This window comes from Candidatus Bandiella woodruffii (assembly GCF_034359465.1).
Taxonomy (GTDB): domain Bacteria; phylum Pseudomonadota; class Alphaproteobacteria; order Rickettsiales; family Midichloriaceae; genus NDG2.
In genome coordinates this window covers 207,702-223,747 of record NZ_CP110820.1, presented here as the reverse complement: position 1 = coordinate 223,747, position 16,046 = coordinate 207,702, and the positions used below count along the sequence as shown (strand labels likewise).

Below are 16,046 nucleotides of genomic sequence, written 5' to 3'. Positions count from 1 at the left end.
AATATTTATATTATCTATTGCTATATACTCAAGGTACTAAAAATTGATGAGGAATTCATTGTCAAGCATGTGGAGCGTACAAAATAGTACGCAACAAAATCCAAGAGTGCGAAAATGATAACATCAACTTTTATTATACCTCAAGTCAAACTGAGAATTGGCAAAATGTGTAGACGATGCCAATTTTTAAAAATGTGTAGACGATGCCAATTTTTAAGTTAGTGGAGTATATGTGGCTTGCAAGATATATGAAGTATACTTAGGTGTTAAACGACTTATGTTTGAAAATGATGTGGGTGTTTTTATGAGTGTAAAATCCATAAGAAGCATAGGCAAAAAACACAAGGTATGCTTATGAACCAACAACTTAGTACATGCATTGATTAATGGCGGAAAAAGATTACTATAAAACCTTGGGTGTAAATAGGGAAGCATCTTCTGATGAAATAAAAAAAGCTTTTAGGAAACTGGCGCTAAAACATCATCCGGACAAAAATCAGGGAAATAAAGAGTCCGAGAAGAAATTTAAAGAGATTAACGAGGCATACGAAGTCTTAAAGGACGAACAAAAAAGAGCAGCATATGATAGATATGGTGCTGAGGGAGCTCAAAATTTCAATAGGGCTGGTGGTGGAGGATTCCAAGGGCAAGCAGGGGGTTTTGAAGATTTTGCGGATGTGTTTGGGGACATATTTGGTGATTTTGTTGGTAGAAGAGGTGGTTCTAGCTCTGCGAAACGGCAAAATAGTAATGGGGCCGACATTAGGTATAACACAGAAATTAGCCTAGAAGAAGCTTACACTGGCGTTAAATGCAACGTTAAGTTTAGGGTTGCTGGTGTCTGTGGTGAATGTAATGCGAGCGGCACAAAATCAAAAAATGGCACAGTGGACTGTTCAACTTGCCATGGTTCTGGGAAGGTCAGATATCAACAGGGGTTTTTTATGATAGAAAAGACTTGTGTGAACTGCGCTGGTTCCGGAGTGACAATCAAAGATCCATGCGTAAAATGTAAAGGGCAAGGCCGGTACGAGCAGGAAAAGAATCTATCTGTCCAAATTCCAGCTGGAATTAGTGACGGAGCAAAAATCCGGGTGGCCAAAGAAGGTGAGGCTGGAATTAGAGGGGGGGCTGCAGGAGATTTGTATATATATGTTTCTATTATGGCTCATGATTTTTATCAAAGAGAGAATGAGAACTTATATTGTTCGGTGCCAATAAAGATGGTGACTGCAATTTTGGGTGGCAGCATTGAAATCCCAACTATAGACGGCAATGTTGCAAAAGTTAACATCACTCCAGGAACACAATCTGGTGCAAAGTTGAGGTTGCAGGGTAAAGGAATGCCTATTATGCAAACATCAAAATATGGAGATTTGTACATTAACATCGGCGTTGAACTGCCTGTCAAAGTTACTGCAAAGCAAAGAGAATTGTTAGAAGAATTTGATAAGATTCATCAATCTGGTGCTAATCCAAAAACTGAAGGCTTCTTTGCAAAGATGAAAAATTTTGTATCTGATATTAAAAAGCATAACTAAACCTCTGGTGATACATATATACCTCTAGTAAATCAAGAGTTGGCAAATTTATAGACGACAGAGAACTTGGAAAAGAGCGAGGAATACGAGTGATGAGCATGAGGCGCGTATAGAAGTACGTGACGAAATGCGAAGTCCGAAGTATTTTGACGCCAATTTTTCAAGTTATCGGAGTATACTTCGAGTAAATTAAAAGTTGGCAAGTAAAAAATCCAAGCCGTCAGGCTTTATGAATGCGCGGCTTATGCTAAATCGCACCCCCCTTTTTCTTGCAGCCTGGGCATTTCGTTAACACAGAGACTTGAAAAGCCTTAACAGCCTTAACCTATCAACACACCTATGATACTTGCGATAGAAAGGTTCACCAGCGTGCCAGCAATTATCGCTTTAAATCCTAATTTTATTACCTCACTTTTACGTTCTGGGATTAATGCTCCGTAAACACCAATCATAACGCCAATACTGCCCAAATTTGCAAAACTACAAAGGGCGTATAACATCATAATCTTGGTTTTATATGTTAACTGAGCCCCAACCCTCACCAACTCCTGAAATGATATAATCTCATTTAACACCAATTTTGTTCCAAGTAAAGAACCAGCAATCCCAGCTTCATGTGCAGGTATCCCTATCACCCAAGCAACAGGGTACATTATCATTCCTAATATTCCTTGAATTGTAACGCTATGCTCTGTTGGGTTGATTGCAGCAATTGCCTGATTTGTGATGTCTATTAAAGCAACAAAACCAATCAGCATTGCAAGTATGGTAATGATTACCTTACCGCCATCTATAATTCCAGTGTAAAGAGCGTCTAATGTGTTTTTTGCCGGTGAATAATTGGCATCTTTTCCTTCAGAAACCTCAGATACTTCTGGTATGATAATGCGCGATATTGTAAGTGCAGCTGGTATGCTGATTAAAACGGAGGTTATAATATGACCCAAAGGGTTTTCTATAATGGGTTTTAAAATCATTGAGTACAGAACCATAACAGAACTTGCAACAGCAGAAGTTCCGCACACCATTAATGAAAAAATTTCGCTATGACTTAAACGCCTTAAATAAGTGTTGATGACCAATGGCGTTTCACTCATTCCAGAGAATATGTTGGCTGACACTGCAAAACCAAGAGTCCCACCAACATTCAAAATTCTCCTAAATATTATGGAGAATATGTTGATTATGAATGGCAGTATTTTCCAGTAAGTTAAAACAGCACTGAGGGCTGATATTGTGATTAAAACAGGAAAACCTTGAAATGCCAGTATATATCCGAGGCCAGATTGTTCAGGAGGGTTAGCAAGCCCACCGAATACAAAGCTGGTCGCGTGCGTCGTCGATGCCGATATAGCATCAAGTACGTGATTGAACCCTAAAAATACCTTTGCTATAACTGGTATTTTGAATAACACAATGGCAAAAACGAATTGGAAAAATAAACCTAAAAATATAAGTTTGATTTTAATCCTTTTTTTATCGTTACTTAGTAAGAAAGCAATGAACAAGGTTAATAATATTGTAAGCGCGCAGTGAACGTATTGCATAATGTTATTTTTTATTTTGGATTAGTTCTCCTATTTTTGCCTGTATAACTTCAATGGCAACCTTGTTTTTCCCACCTTTTGGTACTATGATGTCTGCATATTTTCTTGAAGGCTCCACAAATTTAAAGTACATAGGTCTAACATGGTTGTTGTATTGCGTAATTACAGATGCGATGTCTCTTCCTCTTTCGACTGAATCTCTATATATTCTTCTGGATAAGCATATGTCAAGAGGAGCATCCATATATATCTTTATATCAATCAAATTTCTGAGCTTCTCGTCAGCCAATAGCAATATTCCCTCAAGTACAATAACTGGGCAGCTAGATACTAACAAGGTCTGATTTTTTCTCAAATGAGACACATAATCATATAATGGAACTTCAATTGATTTGCCAGACTTTAACTTCGATAAATGTATCGTTAATAGTTCGTGCTCAAATGCATCTGGATGATCGTAATTTTGAACGCTTCTTTCCTCAAAAGACAGTTCGGGACGATGTTTATAATACCCATCTTCGCTAATGATTTCAGCTTCGTCTGTATTGAAACTGTTACAGATGCTTTTGCTAAAGAGACTTTTACCTGAACCTGAAGGACCGGAAACAGCTATGATGATGCTTTTTGCCACAACTTACATAATCAAATTAACAAACACCAAGCAATGTATCACAAAAATAATTATACACAATAGACTTTGCAAGTAAATCTTGGGGAGTGTTTTAAAAAGGATAGGAAAGAAGAAAAGAATGTGATATAAGGAGAGGGAAGGAAAAAAAAGAAAGGGAAAAATGGAGAAAATAGAATGTAAATATTGCAAAGGGAAAGGGGTATCAAAAAATGGATATGCAAGGAAAAAGCAGAGATACAAATGTAAGAGTTGTAATAAAAACTTTACAGAAGGAGATGGTAGGAAGAATTGGAAATATGGTAATAAAGAGAGGAGCATGGTGATAAAGATGTATCTAAATAACTGCGGAATTAGGAGGATAGCTCACATATTAAATATCCCGTTAAGTACAGTATTTTATTGGATCAAACAAGCAGGGAAAGTAGTAGATGAGATGGTGACGAATCAAAAGATAGAGGGAGATAAGAAGCGTATAGAGATATTAGAGATGGATGAGCTATATACATACGTCAAAAAAAAGAGAATAAAACAAGAATATGGACTGCTGTCGATAGGGACAGATTCAAAACTGTTGCGTTTAAAGTAGGTTCAGGTGATAAAGAAAATTACGTAGATTTAGCTCGTGAGCTAGGAGAAAAATACCAAATTCGTTATATGTGTACAGATGGGTATGAGGTCTATTGTCATTATAAAATTGCTCAAATACATCTGCAGACAAAGTCTGAAACTTGTTTGGTTGAGAGCTTCAATTCCTCCTTAAGGGATATGCTTGCTAGATTAAATCGCAAGACTAAACGCTTTAGCAAGTGTTCTGAAATGCTAAGATTATCCCTTGTTTTATTTTTTAACAAAGCTTTAGCTCTTTCTATCTATTTATGAACACTCCCTATTTTTTTTTCAATTCTTAGCTTGACTTAAGGTGTAAACCCTGCTTAGAGGAAAAGCGAAAAGTGCCAACAGAATGCAAAATATTTCTCTTGAAATGTTGTGCTCAAAAAGTACTACAAATTTTTGGTATGAAATAAACCCTACTATACCTAAAATAATTGATATATAAGCAAAAGCGGTAGTGTTTTTGAAGTTAAAATATGAAGTCACTATTGGGAGGAAAAGTGTGCAGACCATAACTTCATAGCTGATGAGCATTATTTTGATTATATCATTAAAATAATGAGCTAGGGCAATAGCTCCAACCCCAAGTGCAATCGTTATTATTCTTGTATGTAGTAAGCTGTTTTTTGATTTTGTCTTGAAGTCTAGTGCTAAATTTGAACTTATTGCGCAGAGTAATGCGTCACCAGTTGAAAGTATGGCACAAAGCGTTGCAACCGATGTTGCTAAAGTGACAAATCCATTGGATGTTTGTGTAAAGAAAAACATCATTTCATTTGCTCCATCAGGGATATTTCCTATACTCCTTGCGGCAACGCCGAAAATTACCGGTATAAATGAGAATAATAGCAGCAACACACCTGCTAAAAATGCTGAGATATAAGCAACTTTTGTGTTTTTTGCCGCAAAAAAGTTTTGTGCCATGTCCTGCTCTATAAAAACAAATAAAAACGGAACTATTATGTAGTCGCTGAAGGATATTTCACCTTTGGGTTTTATACTGACCAACAAACTATCCAGAGAAAATTGCAAAAATTCAAATCTTTCTATTGCATAATAAGCAATAACACTTGTGAAGACTATGAAAATAAGAGTTATTTTTACCATATTGATGTAAACTACAGCTCTAATCCCTCCTAATATGGTATAGGTAAGTAATATTACCCAAAACGCATACAGTATTAAGTCATTTTTCATACCAAACGCTACAAGAAAACCTTTGGTGCTTATAATCAAAGAAATCAATATTCCGTAAAGAGAGGTAATAGAAATGATTGATGCGATTTTTTTTAGAAAAACGGAATTGTATTCTTTTTCAAATAATTCAGCCACAGTTGCAACATTTTTTTCACGTAGCTGTTTTGCGCCAAAAAATGCCACTGCTATAAGCCCTAGGGATAATCCAAACGTATAAAAGATGCCATAGATGCCATATTTATAAGATGCCTGAGAAGTTCCCAGAATAACACCTCCACCTATTTGAGTTGCTAAGAGAGAAACGCATACTGAGAAAATGCCCAATTGTCTCCCAGCTAAAAAGTAATTATCGTAGTTTTTTATTTTTTTAGCTGACCTGTAACCAAAAAAAGACAAGGCACCAAGAGAAGCCACTAAAAGTACTAAAAGGTAGTAATTCATAACTTTTTACAGGCCATAGCATATATTTGAGCTGTCAGCAGGAATTTAATTCCAAGAACCCTTGTTCACCTTGTGTGTCCTTTTTTGAGCTTCTACTCTTTTTCTAAGTTTTTTTTCTGATGGCTTTTCATAATGCCTTTTTTCGCGCATTATTTTAAAAACGCCTTCCCTCTGTAACTTTTTCTTTAGTACCTTTAATGAATACTCGAAATTATTGAACTTTACTTGTACTTCTGACAAAATTATACTCCGCATGATTGGATTATTTGAAACAATTAGCATAGTTTTTGCGAATTATCAATAGACTTCCTGCATAATGTTAGAGATATCTGTTGATTTTATTGTTTTTATGCCAATAATATCTTGGAAAAATAAGTATTACTTCGATGTTGGAAAATTTTGCGGTTTTGAAAGTTCTTATGCAGTGGGGATTTTGGGATTACATGACATTCTTGGATGGTGTTCTTTGGAATTGTTTAGGTCTTGTCCTGATTTTATCTGCAGGTATATATCTAACAATATATTCTAAATTTTTTCAAATACGCGCATTATTCAAAACAGTTGCGCATATGAAGGATTTATCCGTATGTGCAGATAAAAATAAACAAGGGACACATCCGTTTAAGCTTTATTTTGCTTCTATAGGTGGAATGATAGGTCTTGGTAATTTAGTCACAGTGGTTAGTGTTGTGACAATTGGTGGGCCTGGAAGTTTGGTATGGCTTTGGATTGCATCATTTTTGGGAATGCTGGTAAAGTATTCGGAAATATACTTGGGAGTAAAATATCGCGTTAAGAATGATCATGGTGGTTTCGATGGGGGCCCCATGTATTACCTAAAAGTTGCGTTTAACAATAAACTTTTGCCTATTCTTGTGTGTATACTTTTATGCATATACGGAGCAGAAGTTTCCCAGTTTTTAATTTTAACAGATACATTAACTCACACATTTTCTTTTAACAGATATGTTGTGATAGGGTTTTTGCTGTTCTTTGTCCTTCTTACAGCAGTTGGAGGGGTTAAGAGATTTGCAAACGTTTGCTCCATCATGATGCCACCATTTATGATTGTGTACGTGGCAATTGGGGTTTGGGTTATTTTAGACCACTTTGCAGAACTTCCTGCTATCGCCTCTCTTATTTTCTCCTCTTTTTTTGATGTTAAATCTCAAGCTGGTGGCATGTTAGCTGGTGGAATGATCGTCGCAGCGCATTATGGTATGTCAAGAGCCGTATATTCTGGGGATATAGGCATAGGTTATGATTCGATCATACAAAGTGAGACTCAAACAGTTCACCCAGAAAAACAAGCTAGAATGGCAATTTTTGCTTTGTTTAGCGATTCTTTGATATGTACTATCAGCATTATGATATTACTTGTTACTGGGCTTTGGAAGGTTCATGGGTTACAGCCTTCAGAGTATGTTGCGAGTGCTTTGAGATTGTATATACCAAAAGCTGAGTATTTTATGGCTGCTCTTTTTGTTTTGGCGGGTTTCACAACCATCACTGGATACTTGGTGGTTGGACAAAAATGTGCTAGATACCTGCACCCAAAATATGGTACGAAAGCCTATATTCTCTATTCTATATTTGCCTTCATTTTCTTTTCTTTTTACAACCAAGAACAAGTAATACTTGTGATGAGTGTTTCCGGTGGACTCCTAATGCTTATAAACATACTTGGTGTATTAAAATTGAGAAAATCAATAAAGTTCTTATGAAGCGAAAAAAAAAGAAAAGTGGAGGGAGGAGGGCAAGGTCTTTCAGTCGGAATTATAGGCAGACCCAGAGGAGGTTTTTTCTAAAATTGCTCGTAATTTTAATTGGGAGCGTTTGTTTGATATTTGTGGCCTATAAAGTATATAAAAGCATACTCAGTAATGTTGATATAAGGGAGATAGTATTGATCAAAAACACTGGTGAATGTGTGAAAAAAAGGTTTGACGGAAATGATGGATTGATATTTTCAAACCAGGATAAAATTGTATATAACGGTGTTATATCAAATAAAAAAAGCAACGGTAAGCTTGAATCTGAAGAAATTTTTCAAGATTTTTCACATCAACAAATCTTTGATATAATACAAGATTTCAAAAATATTCAAAGCGATAAAGCTCAGCCAGTCGATGCTGAAATTAAAGAAGTGCAATCTCGTACAGATGAATTAAGTGATGAAAAAAAAGCAGAGCAAGGTAAAGATATGGGAGTGTTGCCATAAGATAGATAAGATGCTAAAATGAATATAGCGAGCAACAAAGAAAATAGAAATATGAATACAGAGTGTAAAAAATGCAGTAGCAGTAAATACGTTAAGAATGGTAATATTAGGGGTATGCAAAGGTATAAATGCAAAGAGTGTGGATGTAATTTTACAAACACTAAATTAAGAGGCTGTTCGCCAGAGATGAAGGCTCTGGCAGTGTTATTGTACAGCATGGGGAAAAGGGGAGTGTTGCCATAAGATAGATAAGATGCTAAAATGAATATAGCGAGCAACAAAGAAAATAGAAATATGAATACAGAGTGTAAAAAATGCAGTAGCAGTAAATACGTTAAGAATGGTAATATTAGGGGTATGCAAAGGTATAAATGCAAAGAGTGTGGATGTAATTTTACAAGCACTAAATTAAGAGGCTGTTCGCCAGAGATGAAGGCTCTGGCAGTGTTATTGTACAGCATGGGAAAAAGTAGCTTTAGATGGCTAGGGAAATTATTTAAAGTAGCTCATACTAGCGTATATAAGTGGATAATACTGTATGCTAAAAAGATACCAAGACCAACAGTGCCGGAAGAATTGAGAGAAGTTGAAATAGATGAGATGTGGCATTTTGTAGATTCAAAAAAAACAAATTATGGATATGGAAAGCCTATAGTAGGGAGCTCAAGAGAGTTGTTGCCTGGGTGGTTGGTAAGCGTAACGTTACAACCTTTAGAAAATTGTGGAAAATCATAAGTAGAGATAATTGCACTTATTACACAGACGATTGGTCTGTTTATTCAGAGGTTATACCTCGCCATCAACATGTTGTTGGCAAACAACATACACTCTCAATTGAGTCCAATAACTCAAACACAAGGCACAGAATTGCAAGAATGACCAGAAAAACAAAGGTAGTTTCAAAATCTGAAGAAGTTGTCGATCTTACGATTAAGCTCTGGCTACATTTTGAGGATAACAATAATTTCCTAAGTGAGCAGGGCAATTTTATATCTATCTTTGGCTAACACTCTGCTGTTCTTTTTAGGAGGAATAACAACTCTCATGCCCAATTCTTGGGCGTGGTCAATTATGTAATTAACATCGTACCCTCTGTCGGCTAGTAAGTACTCAGCTTTCATCTCTTCAATAAGATTAACAGCCTGCTTGCAATCAGCTTCTGAGCCTTTTGTGACAATAACTTTGAGTGGCATACCATGTGAATCCACGGCAAGGTGAATCTTTGTATTGAGCCCCCTTTTGTACGACTCATATCTTGATTGCCGCCTTTTGCACCTGAAGCATGTGGATGCACTTTACTATGACTTGCGTCTATCATTAACCATTCCATATCAGGTTCTTTCACAAATATCTCCAATAAAGCCTCCCATATCCTTTTGTCTCTCCATCTGCAAAATCTTTTATGTGTATTTTTCCATCCTCCATATTCTGAAGGCAAATCTCTCCAGGGAGAACCTGTTCTTAATATCCAAAATACTGCGTTAATGAATCTTCTGTTATTATGTGCCAAACCTCCCCACGTACCTTCCCTTCCTGGCAAATGATCCTTTATCAAATCCCACATATTATCTGTTATATCATGCCTATGTAGCCCTAAATCCATTTTTACTCCTGATTTATCTTTTCTTTCATATTATACCACAAATCTCATGACGACACTATCTAGAGGTATATTTCATAGTAGGCTTTCTTTTTTTGTTTTTTCAACCTTAAGCTAACCTATTACCTTCTTTTTACTCCTTATCCAAAACTCAGGTTATGAGTAATGAGGATTATACAAAAGCACACTCCTAAATGCCCCACCCCAGTCTAAAATATGAAGACGAGAGCATTATTATATCACCATGTTATCAAAACCTGCCACGACATTTTTTGGTAAGATTTTTGATATTTCGTTATAATCTATGTCATGCCCCATATGCGTTAATACTGCTAATTTTGGTTTTATTTGTTCTATCAATAATAGCGTTTTCTCAAAATAAGAGTGTGTTGGAGCATAAGAATAACGTAAACAATCAACTATCCATACGTCCAAATTTTGCAAGCACTCCATAGATTCATCTGGAATTTTATTGAAGTCAGTTGAATATGCAACATTACCAAAACGCAGACCTTGAGAGATAATATCACCATGCATTTGATCAAAGGCTTTAACTTGAACATCTCCTATAATTTGACTTTTATCCAATTTTTTTCTTCTTAGAGTCGGTGGATAAAGAGGAGTGGAGTAATTAAAAATATAACTATACCTATTGGATAGGCTGCGAAAAGTTTCATCATCGATATATGCATCTATTAACTTTTTATTTTTGCGCAACGCACGCACCTCATCTATTCCAGCAACGTGATCTGAATGATCGTGCGTAAAAATTATTGCATCCAAACTCGTGATGTTATTATCCAGACATTGTTGCCTTAGGTCAGGCGAAGTATCAACCAAAATCTTTGTTGCATCAGTTTCAACCAATATGGAAACACGTCTCCTTTTGTTCTTACTATCATCAGATGCACATACATAGCATTTACACCCAATATATGGCACTCCTTGGGAACTTCCGCACCCTAAAATTGTAATTTTCATGATACTGGAATCTTAGCTTTACTAAACAACTTAAAAAAATTGCGGGTTGTTGCCTCTATAAAATCCTCCGATTTCATTCTAAGCAACTTGGCCATAAAATCTGCCGTATATATCAAATGGGACGGTTCGTTACTTTTCCCCCTCTTTGGCACAGGGGATAAAAACGGTGCATCTGTCTCTATTAGTATCCTATCAATTGGAACACTCATAAAAGCCTGTTGAATCTCGGTTGCATTTTTAAACGTCACAATCCCAGATGCTGAGATATAAAACCCCATTTCCACACATTCTAAAGCAAACTTTTCACTTGCTGTAAAACAATGAATTACCCCTGTAAACGGGATTTGTTTCATGTGATGTTTTAGGATATCAAGCGTATCTTTTTCCGCCTCTCTTGTATGGATTATAACTGGCAAACCAGATTCCTGCGCAGCTATTATATGTTCTGCAAAGCTTTTTTTCTGCTCCCCCTCCAATTCTTTTGAATAGTAATAATCCAAACCAGTTTCGCCTATCCCTATAACTTTTGCTTTTTTTGCATATCCTAATATCTTTGAAGCAGTAACGACCCCCTCCTCTTCCAGATTCAATGGATGATTACCAATTGAGCAAAAAATGTTACTTCTTTCTTTTGCAATTTCATGTATTGAATCAAACTCACTTATTTTAGTACATATGGTTTGCATTACCCCAACTCCATTCTTTTCTGCACGCTTCAATACCGCAATTATGTCATCACTCAAAACCTTAAAATCCAAATGGCAATGAGAATCAACTAACATGTACATTACCTATCTTCTATTTTCAGAATTGTCCTTAAATATAGAAAATGCGTCTTCCCAACTACCTTCTGTTGCGGACTTTGCGTACTCAGTAACTCTGTTTTCGAAAAAGTTCGTATGTTCCGGGGCATTAAGCATTTCATCCAACCATGGAAGCGGGTTTTTCTGAATATTGTAAATGTTTTTCAGGCCAAGTTGATTTAACCTTCTATCAGCAATAAACCTAATATAACTTTTAATATCACGATCGGTCATTCCCTCTATTGCACCTTCAAACTGAAACGCTAAATCAATAAAAGCGTCTTCATGTTCAACAACTGCTTCACATGCTTGATATAAAAAATCTTGTAGGTCTTTGTTCCAAATCTCTGGATTTTCACTGATAAATGTTCTGAATAACTTAATAATTGAATTTGTGTGTAGAGTCTCGTCCCTTACAGACCACGCAACAATCTGCCCCATACCCTTCATTTTCCCAAATCGTTGAAAATTCAAAAGCATAGCAAACGAAGCAAAAAGCTGAAGTCCTTCTGTAAACGCACCAAATACTGCCAATGTTTTTGCAATGTCAGATTTTGTATCCACATTAAATGCTTGCATGTAATCGTACTTGTCTTTCATCTCCTTATATTTCATAAACGCCTGATACTCTACTTCTGGTATCCCAAGGGTGTCTAGCAAGTGAGAATATGCGTCAATATGAATTGTCTCCATATTAGAGAATGCCGAAAGCATCATCTGTATTTCTGTCGGCTTAAAAATTCTGGCATAATTCTTCATATAGCAGTTGTTAACTTCTATGTCCGCCTGGGTAAAGAATCTGAATATTTGCATTAAAAGATGCTTCTCTTGCTCGGTAAGCTTTTTTTTCCAATCCTGTACATCATCTGCCATTGGCACTTCTTCTGGTAACCAATGAATCTGCTGCTGCATTTTCCAAGCATCATACGCCCATGGATAGTGAAAAGGCTTAAAAATTGGTTCAGCTGACAATAAAGACATAAATCACTGCTATATATTTGATAATTTTAGACATAATATAACTTAAAAATAAATACGCAATACATATAGCCAAATTACTTCAAACTAAGTATACAAAAAGGGATTGTTTCCTCTGGATTTGCTTCTGTGCCTGTGTTATATACCTCTCGTAAATCAAGAGTTGATGAAATTTATAGACGACAGAGAACTTGGAAAAGAGCGAGGAATACGAGTGATGAGCATGAGGAGCGTACAAAAGTACGTGACGAAATGCGAAGTCCGAAGTATGACGACGCCAATTTTTCAAGTTATCGGAGTATACTCCACTTATAAATTGTTAAAATACAGATTTATACAAGACGAAGAGGTTGCCATGCATTATAAAGCTTTTGATACTCACAAATACATAAAAAATCTACAAGAAACCGGCTTCAACGAGAGACAGGCCGAGGTAATTGTTAAATCTCTTCTTGAATCTCGGGACTTTGACATCTCCATTCTCGCCACTCGCGAACAAGTTTCTAATGTTGATACTAAGATTGATAGAGTTGAATCCAATCTTGATGCCAAGATTGATAGAGTTGAATCTAATCTTGATGCCAAGATTGATAAGTTTGAATCTAATCTTGATGCTAAGATTGATAAGTTTGAATCTAATCTTGATGCTAAGATTGATAAGCTTGATGGTAAAATTGAGGAGCTTAAAAGTTCTATTTCTAGCAATAAGTACGATATTATCAAATGGATGGTCACTCTTTTCATTACCATGATTATTGCTATTTATTTTAAGAGTTAGTCACGCATATACTCTGCGTCTTTTAAAATTTGGCATCGTCATATTTCGGGTTCTGTACAACTCCTGTTTACTATCGTTGCACAGAAAAACTATGAATCGCCTATCATATGCAATTTTCCACAGCCTTAAGGACATCATCAATGTTTTCTATCTTCATACCACTTGCCTGTGCAACTTCAGCATTACCACCACCTTTGCCGCCTATAATGTCAAAGCATTGTTCAATCATCAATTTCGCATTATACTTCTGGGCTAAATCTTTAGTTATACCAATCAATAGCCCAATCTTAGAGTTTATTTCGTCTATATTCATAACGACTATTATAGAATTCTGATAATTTTTTCTCAAACTATCATAAAGGCTTTTTAAGTCGATTTTCTTTTCCTGCAAACGCAAAGATAAAACGCTAACACCGCTCACCTTATGTTCCTGTAATTTGCTCAGCAAAGCTTCAACCTTATACTGCTCATTATTTTTTTGCAGCTCCTTAATGTTATATTGCAACCCTTTGATGTTGGCTGATATATCAGCCTCAGAACATCTTAGCAGTTTCAACACCTCTTCCACCCTGTTCGTTTTATTGCGGGAGAATACCACCGCTTGCTTCCCTGTATATGCTTCGATGCGTCTGATACCAGCTGCTATAGATTCTTCTGAAACAATTATAAAATAGCCTATATCTCCCGTGGCACTTACATGAGTCCCACCACATAATTCTATTGAATCCCCCATTGATATCACACGAACATCTTCCTCATATTTTTCACCGAACAAAGCCATAGCCCCCATATTTTTTGCTTTTTCAATATTCATTAAGTTCGTTTGAACGCTCTGGTTGGATGTAATAATGCCATTTACCATCAACTCCACTTGACATAGCTCCTCCAAACTTAATGCAGCATTATGTGTGAAGTCAAACCGCAACTTTTCGTCATTTACCAAGGACCCCCTTTGCACAACATGTTTGCCTAAAACGTACCGCAATGCGTAGTGCAATAAATGTGTTGCAGAGTGATTAGCCCTAGTTTTGTTTTTGATGACAGAATTAACACCCATCTTCACTTCATCGCCAACACTTATATCTTCATTAAGTATTGTTAAGTGGCCGTGTATATGGCCAACAAATAACTTTGTATCATAAACCTCATTACAACCTATAACCCCCTTGTCACCCACTTGCCCACCTGATTCTGCATAAAAGCAAGTTTGATCTGTAACTATTACAACTTTGTCCCCAGCAGTAACACTTGCGACTGAGTTACCATCTTTGACTATCGCTACTATTTTAGCCGAAAAATCCACAACATCCTTCCTAATGAACTCTGTTGCTCCAAATTTTTGATAAACATCAAACCAAATGGAAGCAGTTTGGCTTTCTCCACTACCAGCCCAAGCGGCTCTGGCCCTTGCTTTTTGTTCCTCCATTGCATTTTCAAACTCCTTTTGATCCAAGCTAATATTCTTTTCTTTTAAAATGTCAGCCGTCAGATCAATCGGGAAACCATAGGTGTCATATAATTTAAAAGCTTTTTTACCATCAAAAACTCCACCAGATGCGATGTGATTAATCTCCTGCTTCAAATACTTCATTCCTGTACTCAAAGTTTCCTTAAATTTTTCTTCCTCCATCTTTAGGGTGGAGGTTATTAATTCTCTCGCATCACTGAGCTCTGGGTAAGCATTTTTCATACTCTCAATTAAGTATATAGCAACTTTATGCAGCATTAAGCCGTTATATCCAATGTTATGGATATGCCTCATAGCACGTCTCATTATTCTCCTAAGCACATACCCCCTGCCCTCGTTGCAAGGCAATACGCCATCTGCCAACAGAAAACATGATGAACTAATATGATCGGCTATTACTCTATGAGATGTGATATCCCTATCATTTCCAGAGACTTCCATTGATGCTTTAATCAATACTTGAAACGCGTCAGTATCATAATTATTATTGACCCCTTGCATTACTGCTGAAATTCTTTCCAACCCCATACCGGTATCAATCGATGGTTTTGGCAGATTAATCTGTTCCCCAGTTGTTAATTTCTCAAATTGCATAAAGACTAAGTTCCAAATCTCAATGTACCTGTCTCCATCCGCATCTTCTGTACCTGGAAGCCCACCAACATATTTTTCTCCATGATCATAAAATATCTCAGAACAAGGACCACAAGGACCAAAATCCCCCATAGACCAAAAATTATCTGCCGTTCTAATTTTTATAATCTTTGCATCATGAAACCCCGTTATTTTTTTCCATAAAGCAAAAGCCTCCTCATCCTCATGGTAAACAGTTATATAAAGCCTGTCCTTATTTACTTGTAACTCTTTGGTAAGGTAATTCCATGCATAAAAAATTGCTTTCTCTTTGAAGTAATCTCCAAAAGAAAAATTACCCAACATTTCAAAAAAGGTGTGATGTCTTGCAGTATAACCAACATTTTCAAGATCATTATGCTTACCCCCTGCCCTTATGCATTTTTGCGCTGTGGCAATCCTTGGAAAATTTGCATTTTCCTTACCTGTGAACTGATTTTTAAATTGAACCATTCCAGAATTTGTAAACAATAAGGATGGGTCATTATGCGGAATCAGTGGCGAAGATGATAAAACTTTATGGTCATTTTTTTGAAAATACTCCAAAAATGACTTTCTTATATTGTTTGATTCCATCGCAAAAAACCTTTGTTCAAATTATGCGATACTACATAT

Annotated in this window: 17 protein-coding genes and 1 pseudogene; 9 read left to right on the top strand and 9 right to left on the bottom strand. The window is 36.3% G+C overall.

Going from position 1 to position 16,046, the window contains the following annotated elements; translation table 11 throughout:
* The first annotated feature begins 386 nt into the window (after positions 1-386).
* Positions 387-1,541: a molecular chaperone DnaJ gene (gene dnaJ, locus Bandiella_RS01350; RefSeq protein WP_323733081.1), complete on the top strand. Its 1,155-nt coding sequence runs from the start codon at positions 387-389 to the stop codon at positions 1,539-1,541.
* A gap of 320 nt (positions 1,542-1,861) precedes the next feature.
* Here dnaJ and Bandiella_RS01345 read toward each other — a convergent pair whose 3' ends face one another.
* Complete coding sequence (locus tag Bandiella_RS01345) at positions 1,862-3,088, bottom strand: NupC/NupG family nucleoside CNT transporter (RefSeq protein ID WP_323733080.1); 1,227 nt, start codon at positions 3,086-3,088, stop codon at positions 1,862-1,864.
* A gap of 4 nt (positions 3,089-3,092) precedes the next feature.
* A complete protein-coding gene (gene udk / locus Bandiella_RS01340) occupies positions 3,093-3,719 on the bottom strand; it encodes a uridine kinase (protein WP_323733079.1) in 627 nt (208 codons plus the stop codon).
* 160 nt (positions 3,720-3,879) lie between these two features.
* Here udk and Bandiella_RS01335 point away from each other — a divergent pair, with 160 nt between their 5' ends.
* Both Bandiella_RS01335 and Bandiella_RS07435 read left to right on the top strand, forming a co-directional pair.
* The gene (locus Bandiella_RS01335) at positions 3,880-4,305 is read left to right on the top strand and encodes an IS1/IS1595 family N-terminal zinc-binding domain-containing protein (protein WP_323732464.1); all 426 of its coding nucleotides are present in this window, start codon (positions 3,880-3,882) and stop codon (positions 4,303-4,305) included.
* Entirely contained in the window at positions 4,218-4,598 is a 381-nt protein-coding gene (locus tag Bandiella_RS07435; RefSeq protein WP_407651267.1) for an IS1 family transposase, read from the top strand. The genes Bandiella_RS01335 and Bandiella_RS07435 overlap by 88 nt, the downstream gene beginning before the upstream one ends.
* 18 nt (positions 4,599-4,616) lie before the next feature.
* Here Bandiella_RS07435 and Bandiella_RS01330 read toward each other — a convergent pair whose 3' ends face one another.
* On the bottom strand, positions 4,617-5,969 hold the full coding sequence (locus tag Bandiella_RS01330; protein WP_323733078.1) for a sodium:solute symporter family protein: 1,353 nt from the start codon (positions 5,967-5,969) through the stop codon (positions 4,617-4,619).
* A gap of 45 nt (positions 5,970-6,014) precedes the next feature.
* Complete coding sequence (gene rpsU, locus Bandiella_RS01325; protein ID WP_323733370.1) at positions 6,015-6,224, bottom strand: 30S ribosomal protein S21; 210 nt, start codon at positions 6,222-6,224, stop codon at positions 6,015-6,017.
* A gap of 131 nt (positions 6,225-6,355) precedes the next feature.
* Here rpsU and Bandiella_RS01320 point away from each other — a divergent pair, with 131 nt between their 5' ends.
* From Bandiella_RS01320 to Bandiella_RS01300, 5 genes are all read left to right on the top strand, one after another.
* Positions 6,356-7,693 (top strand): amino acid carrier protein, encoded by a 1,338-nt coding sequence (locus Bandiella_RS01320; protein WP_323733077.1) that lies wholly within the window; start codon positions 6,356-6,358, stop codon positions 7,691-7,693.
* A 182-nt stretch (positions 7,694-7,875) separates the two neighbouring features.
* Positions 7,876-8,190 carry a hypothetical protein gene (locus Bandiella_RS01315; RefSeq protein WP_323733076.1) on the top strand — a complete coding sequence of 105 codons (315 nt, stop codon included), beginning with the start codon at positions 7,876-7,878 and terminating at the stop codon, positions 8,188-8,190.
* A gap of 18 nt (positions 8,191-8,208) precedes the next feature.
* Positions 8,209-8,433, top strand: a complete 225-nt coding sequence (locus Bandiella_RS01310) for a transposase-like zinc-binding domain-containing protein (protein ID WP_323733075.1) — start codon at positions 8,209-8,211, stop codon at positions 8,431-8,433.
* Positions 8,434-8,451: 18 nt separating this feature from the next.
* Positions 8,452-8,925 carry an IS1/IS1595 family N-terminal zinc-binding domain-containing protein gene (locus Bandiella_RS01305; protein WP_323732418.1) on the top strand — a complete coding sequence of 158 codons (474 nt, stop codon included), beginning with the start codon at positions 8,452-8,454 and terminating at the stop codon, positions 8,923-8,925.
* Entirely contained in the window at positions 8,829-9,197 is a 369-nt protein-coding gene (locus Bandiella_RS01300) for an IS1 family transposase (RefSeq protein WP_323733369.1), read from the top strand. The genes Bandiella_RS01305 and Bandiella_RS01300 overlap by 97 nt, the downstream gene beginning before the upstream one ends.
* On the opposite strand, the pseudogene Bandiella_RS01295 reads toward Bandiella_RS01300, so the two are convergent.
* The 4 genes and pseudogenes from Bandiella_RS01295 to Bandiella_RS01280 all read right to left on the bottom strand — a co-directional run.
* A pseudogene (locus tag Bandiella_RS01295) lies at positions 9,174-9,793 on the bottom strand (IS5 family transposase); the annotation flags it as partial. The gene Bandiella_RS01300 and the pseudogene Bandiella_RS01295 sit on opposite strands and share 24 nt — an antisense overlap.
* A gap of 231 nt (positions 9,794-10,024) precedes the next feature.
* Positions 10,025-10,657, bottom strand: a complete 633-nt coding sequence (locus Bandiella_RS01290) for an MBL fold metallo-hydrolase (protein ID WP_323733074.1) — start codon at positions 10,655-10,657, stop codon at positions 10,025-10,027.
* Between the two features lie 110 nt (positions 10,658-10,767).
* Positions 10,768-11,553 (bottom strand): TatD family hydrolase, encoded by a 786-nt coding sequence (locus tag Bandiella_RS01285; RefSeq protein ID WP_323733073.1) that lies wholly within the window; start codon positions 11,551-11,553, stop codon positions 10,768-10,770.
* Positions 11,554-11,562: 9 nt separating this feature from the next.
* On the bottom strand, positions 11,563-12,555 hold the full coding sequence (locus Bandiella_RS01280; protein WP_323733072.1) for a ribonucleotide-diphosphate reductase subunit beta: 993 nt from the start codon (positions 12,553-12,555) through the stop codon (positions 11,563-11,565).
* Between the two features lie 265 nt (positions 12,556-12,820).
* Here Bandiella_RS01280 and Bandiella_RS01275 point away from each other — a divergent pair, with 265 nt between their 5' ends.
* Positions 12,821-13,330 carry a CCDC90 family protein gene (locus Bandiella_RS01275; protein ID WP_323733071.1) on the top strand — a complete coding sequence of 170 codons (510 nt, stop codon included), beginning with the start codon at positions 12,821-12,823 and terminating at the stop codon, positions 13,328-13,330.
* Between the two features lie 103 nt (positions 13,331-13,433).
* Here the strand turns inward: Bandiella_RS01275 and alaS are convergent, their stop codons facing one another.
* Positions 13,434-16,007 (bottom strand): alanine--tRNA ligase, encoded by a 2,574-nt coding sequence (gene alaS / locus Bandiella_RS01270; protein ID WP_323733070.1) that lies wholly within the window; start codon positions 16,005-16,007, stop codon positions 13,434-13,436.
* Positions 16,008-16,046: the final 39 nt, after the last annotated feature.

What these genes read in the sequence shown, in the direction of transcription:
- Bandiella_RS01335 (WP_323732464.1), top strand. Translation starts at nt 3,880, where the DNA reads ATGGAGAAAATAGAATGTAAATATTGCAAAGGGAAAGGGGTATCAAAA.
- Bandiella_RS01275 (WP_323733071.1), top strand. Translation starts at nt 12,821, where the DNA reads ATGACGACGCCAATTTTTCAAGTTATCGGAGTATACTCCACTTATAAA.
- Bandiella_RS01280 (WP_323733072.1), bottom strand. Translation starts at nt 12,555, where the DNA reads ATGTCTTTATTGTCAGCTGAACCAATTTTTAAGCCTTTTCACTATCCA.
- Bandiella_RS01320 (WP_323733077.1), top strand. Translation starts at nt 6,356, where the DNA reads ATGTTGGAAAATTTTGCGGTTTTGAAAGTTCTTATGCAGTGGGGATTT.
- alaS (WP_323733070.1), bottom strand. Translation starts at nt 16,007, where the DNA reads ATGGAATCAAACAATATAAGAAAGTCATTTTTGGAGTATTTTCAAAAA.
- Bandiella_RS01310 (WP_323733075.1), top strand. Translation starts at nt 8,209, where the DNA reads ATGAATATAGCGAGCAACAAAGAAAATAGAAATATGAATACAGAGTGT.
- Bandiella_RS01345 (WP_323733080.1), bottom strand. Translation starts at nt 3,088, where the DNA reads ATGCAATACGTTCACTGCGCGCTTACAATATTATTAACCTTGTTCATT.
- Bandiella_RS01285 (WP_323733073.1), bottom strand. Translation starts at nt 11,553, where the DNA reads ATGTTAGTTGATTCTCATTGCCATTTGGATTTTAAGGTTTTGAGTGAT.
- Bandiella_RS01305 (WP_323732418.1), top strand. Translation starts at nt 8,452, where the DNA reads ATGAATATAGCGAGCAACAAAGAAAATAGAAATATGAATACAGAGTGT.
- rpsU (WP_323733370.1), bottom strand. Translation starts at nt 6,224, where the DNA reads ATGCGGAGTATAATTTTGTCAGAAGTACAAGTAAAGTTCAATAATTTC.
- Bandiella_RS01330 (WP_323733078.1), bottom strand. Translation starts at nt 5,969, where the DNA reads ATGAATTACTACCTTTTAGTACTTTTAGTGGCTTCTCTTGGTGCCTTG.
- dnaJ (WP_323733081.1), top strand. Translation starts at nt 387, where the DNA reads ATGGCGGAAAAAGATTACTATAAAACCTTGGGTGTAAATAGGGAAGCA.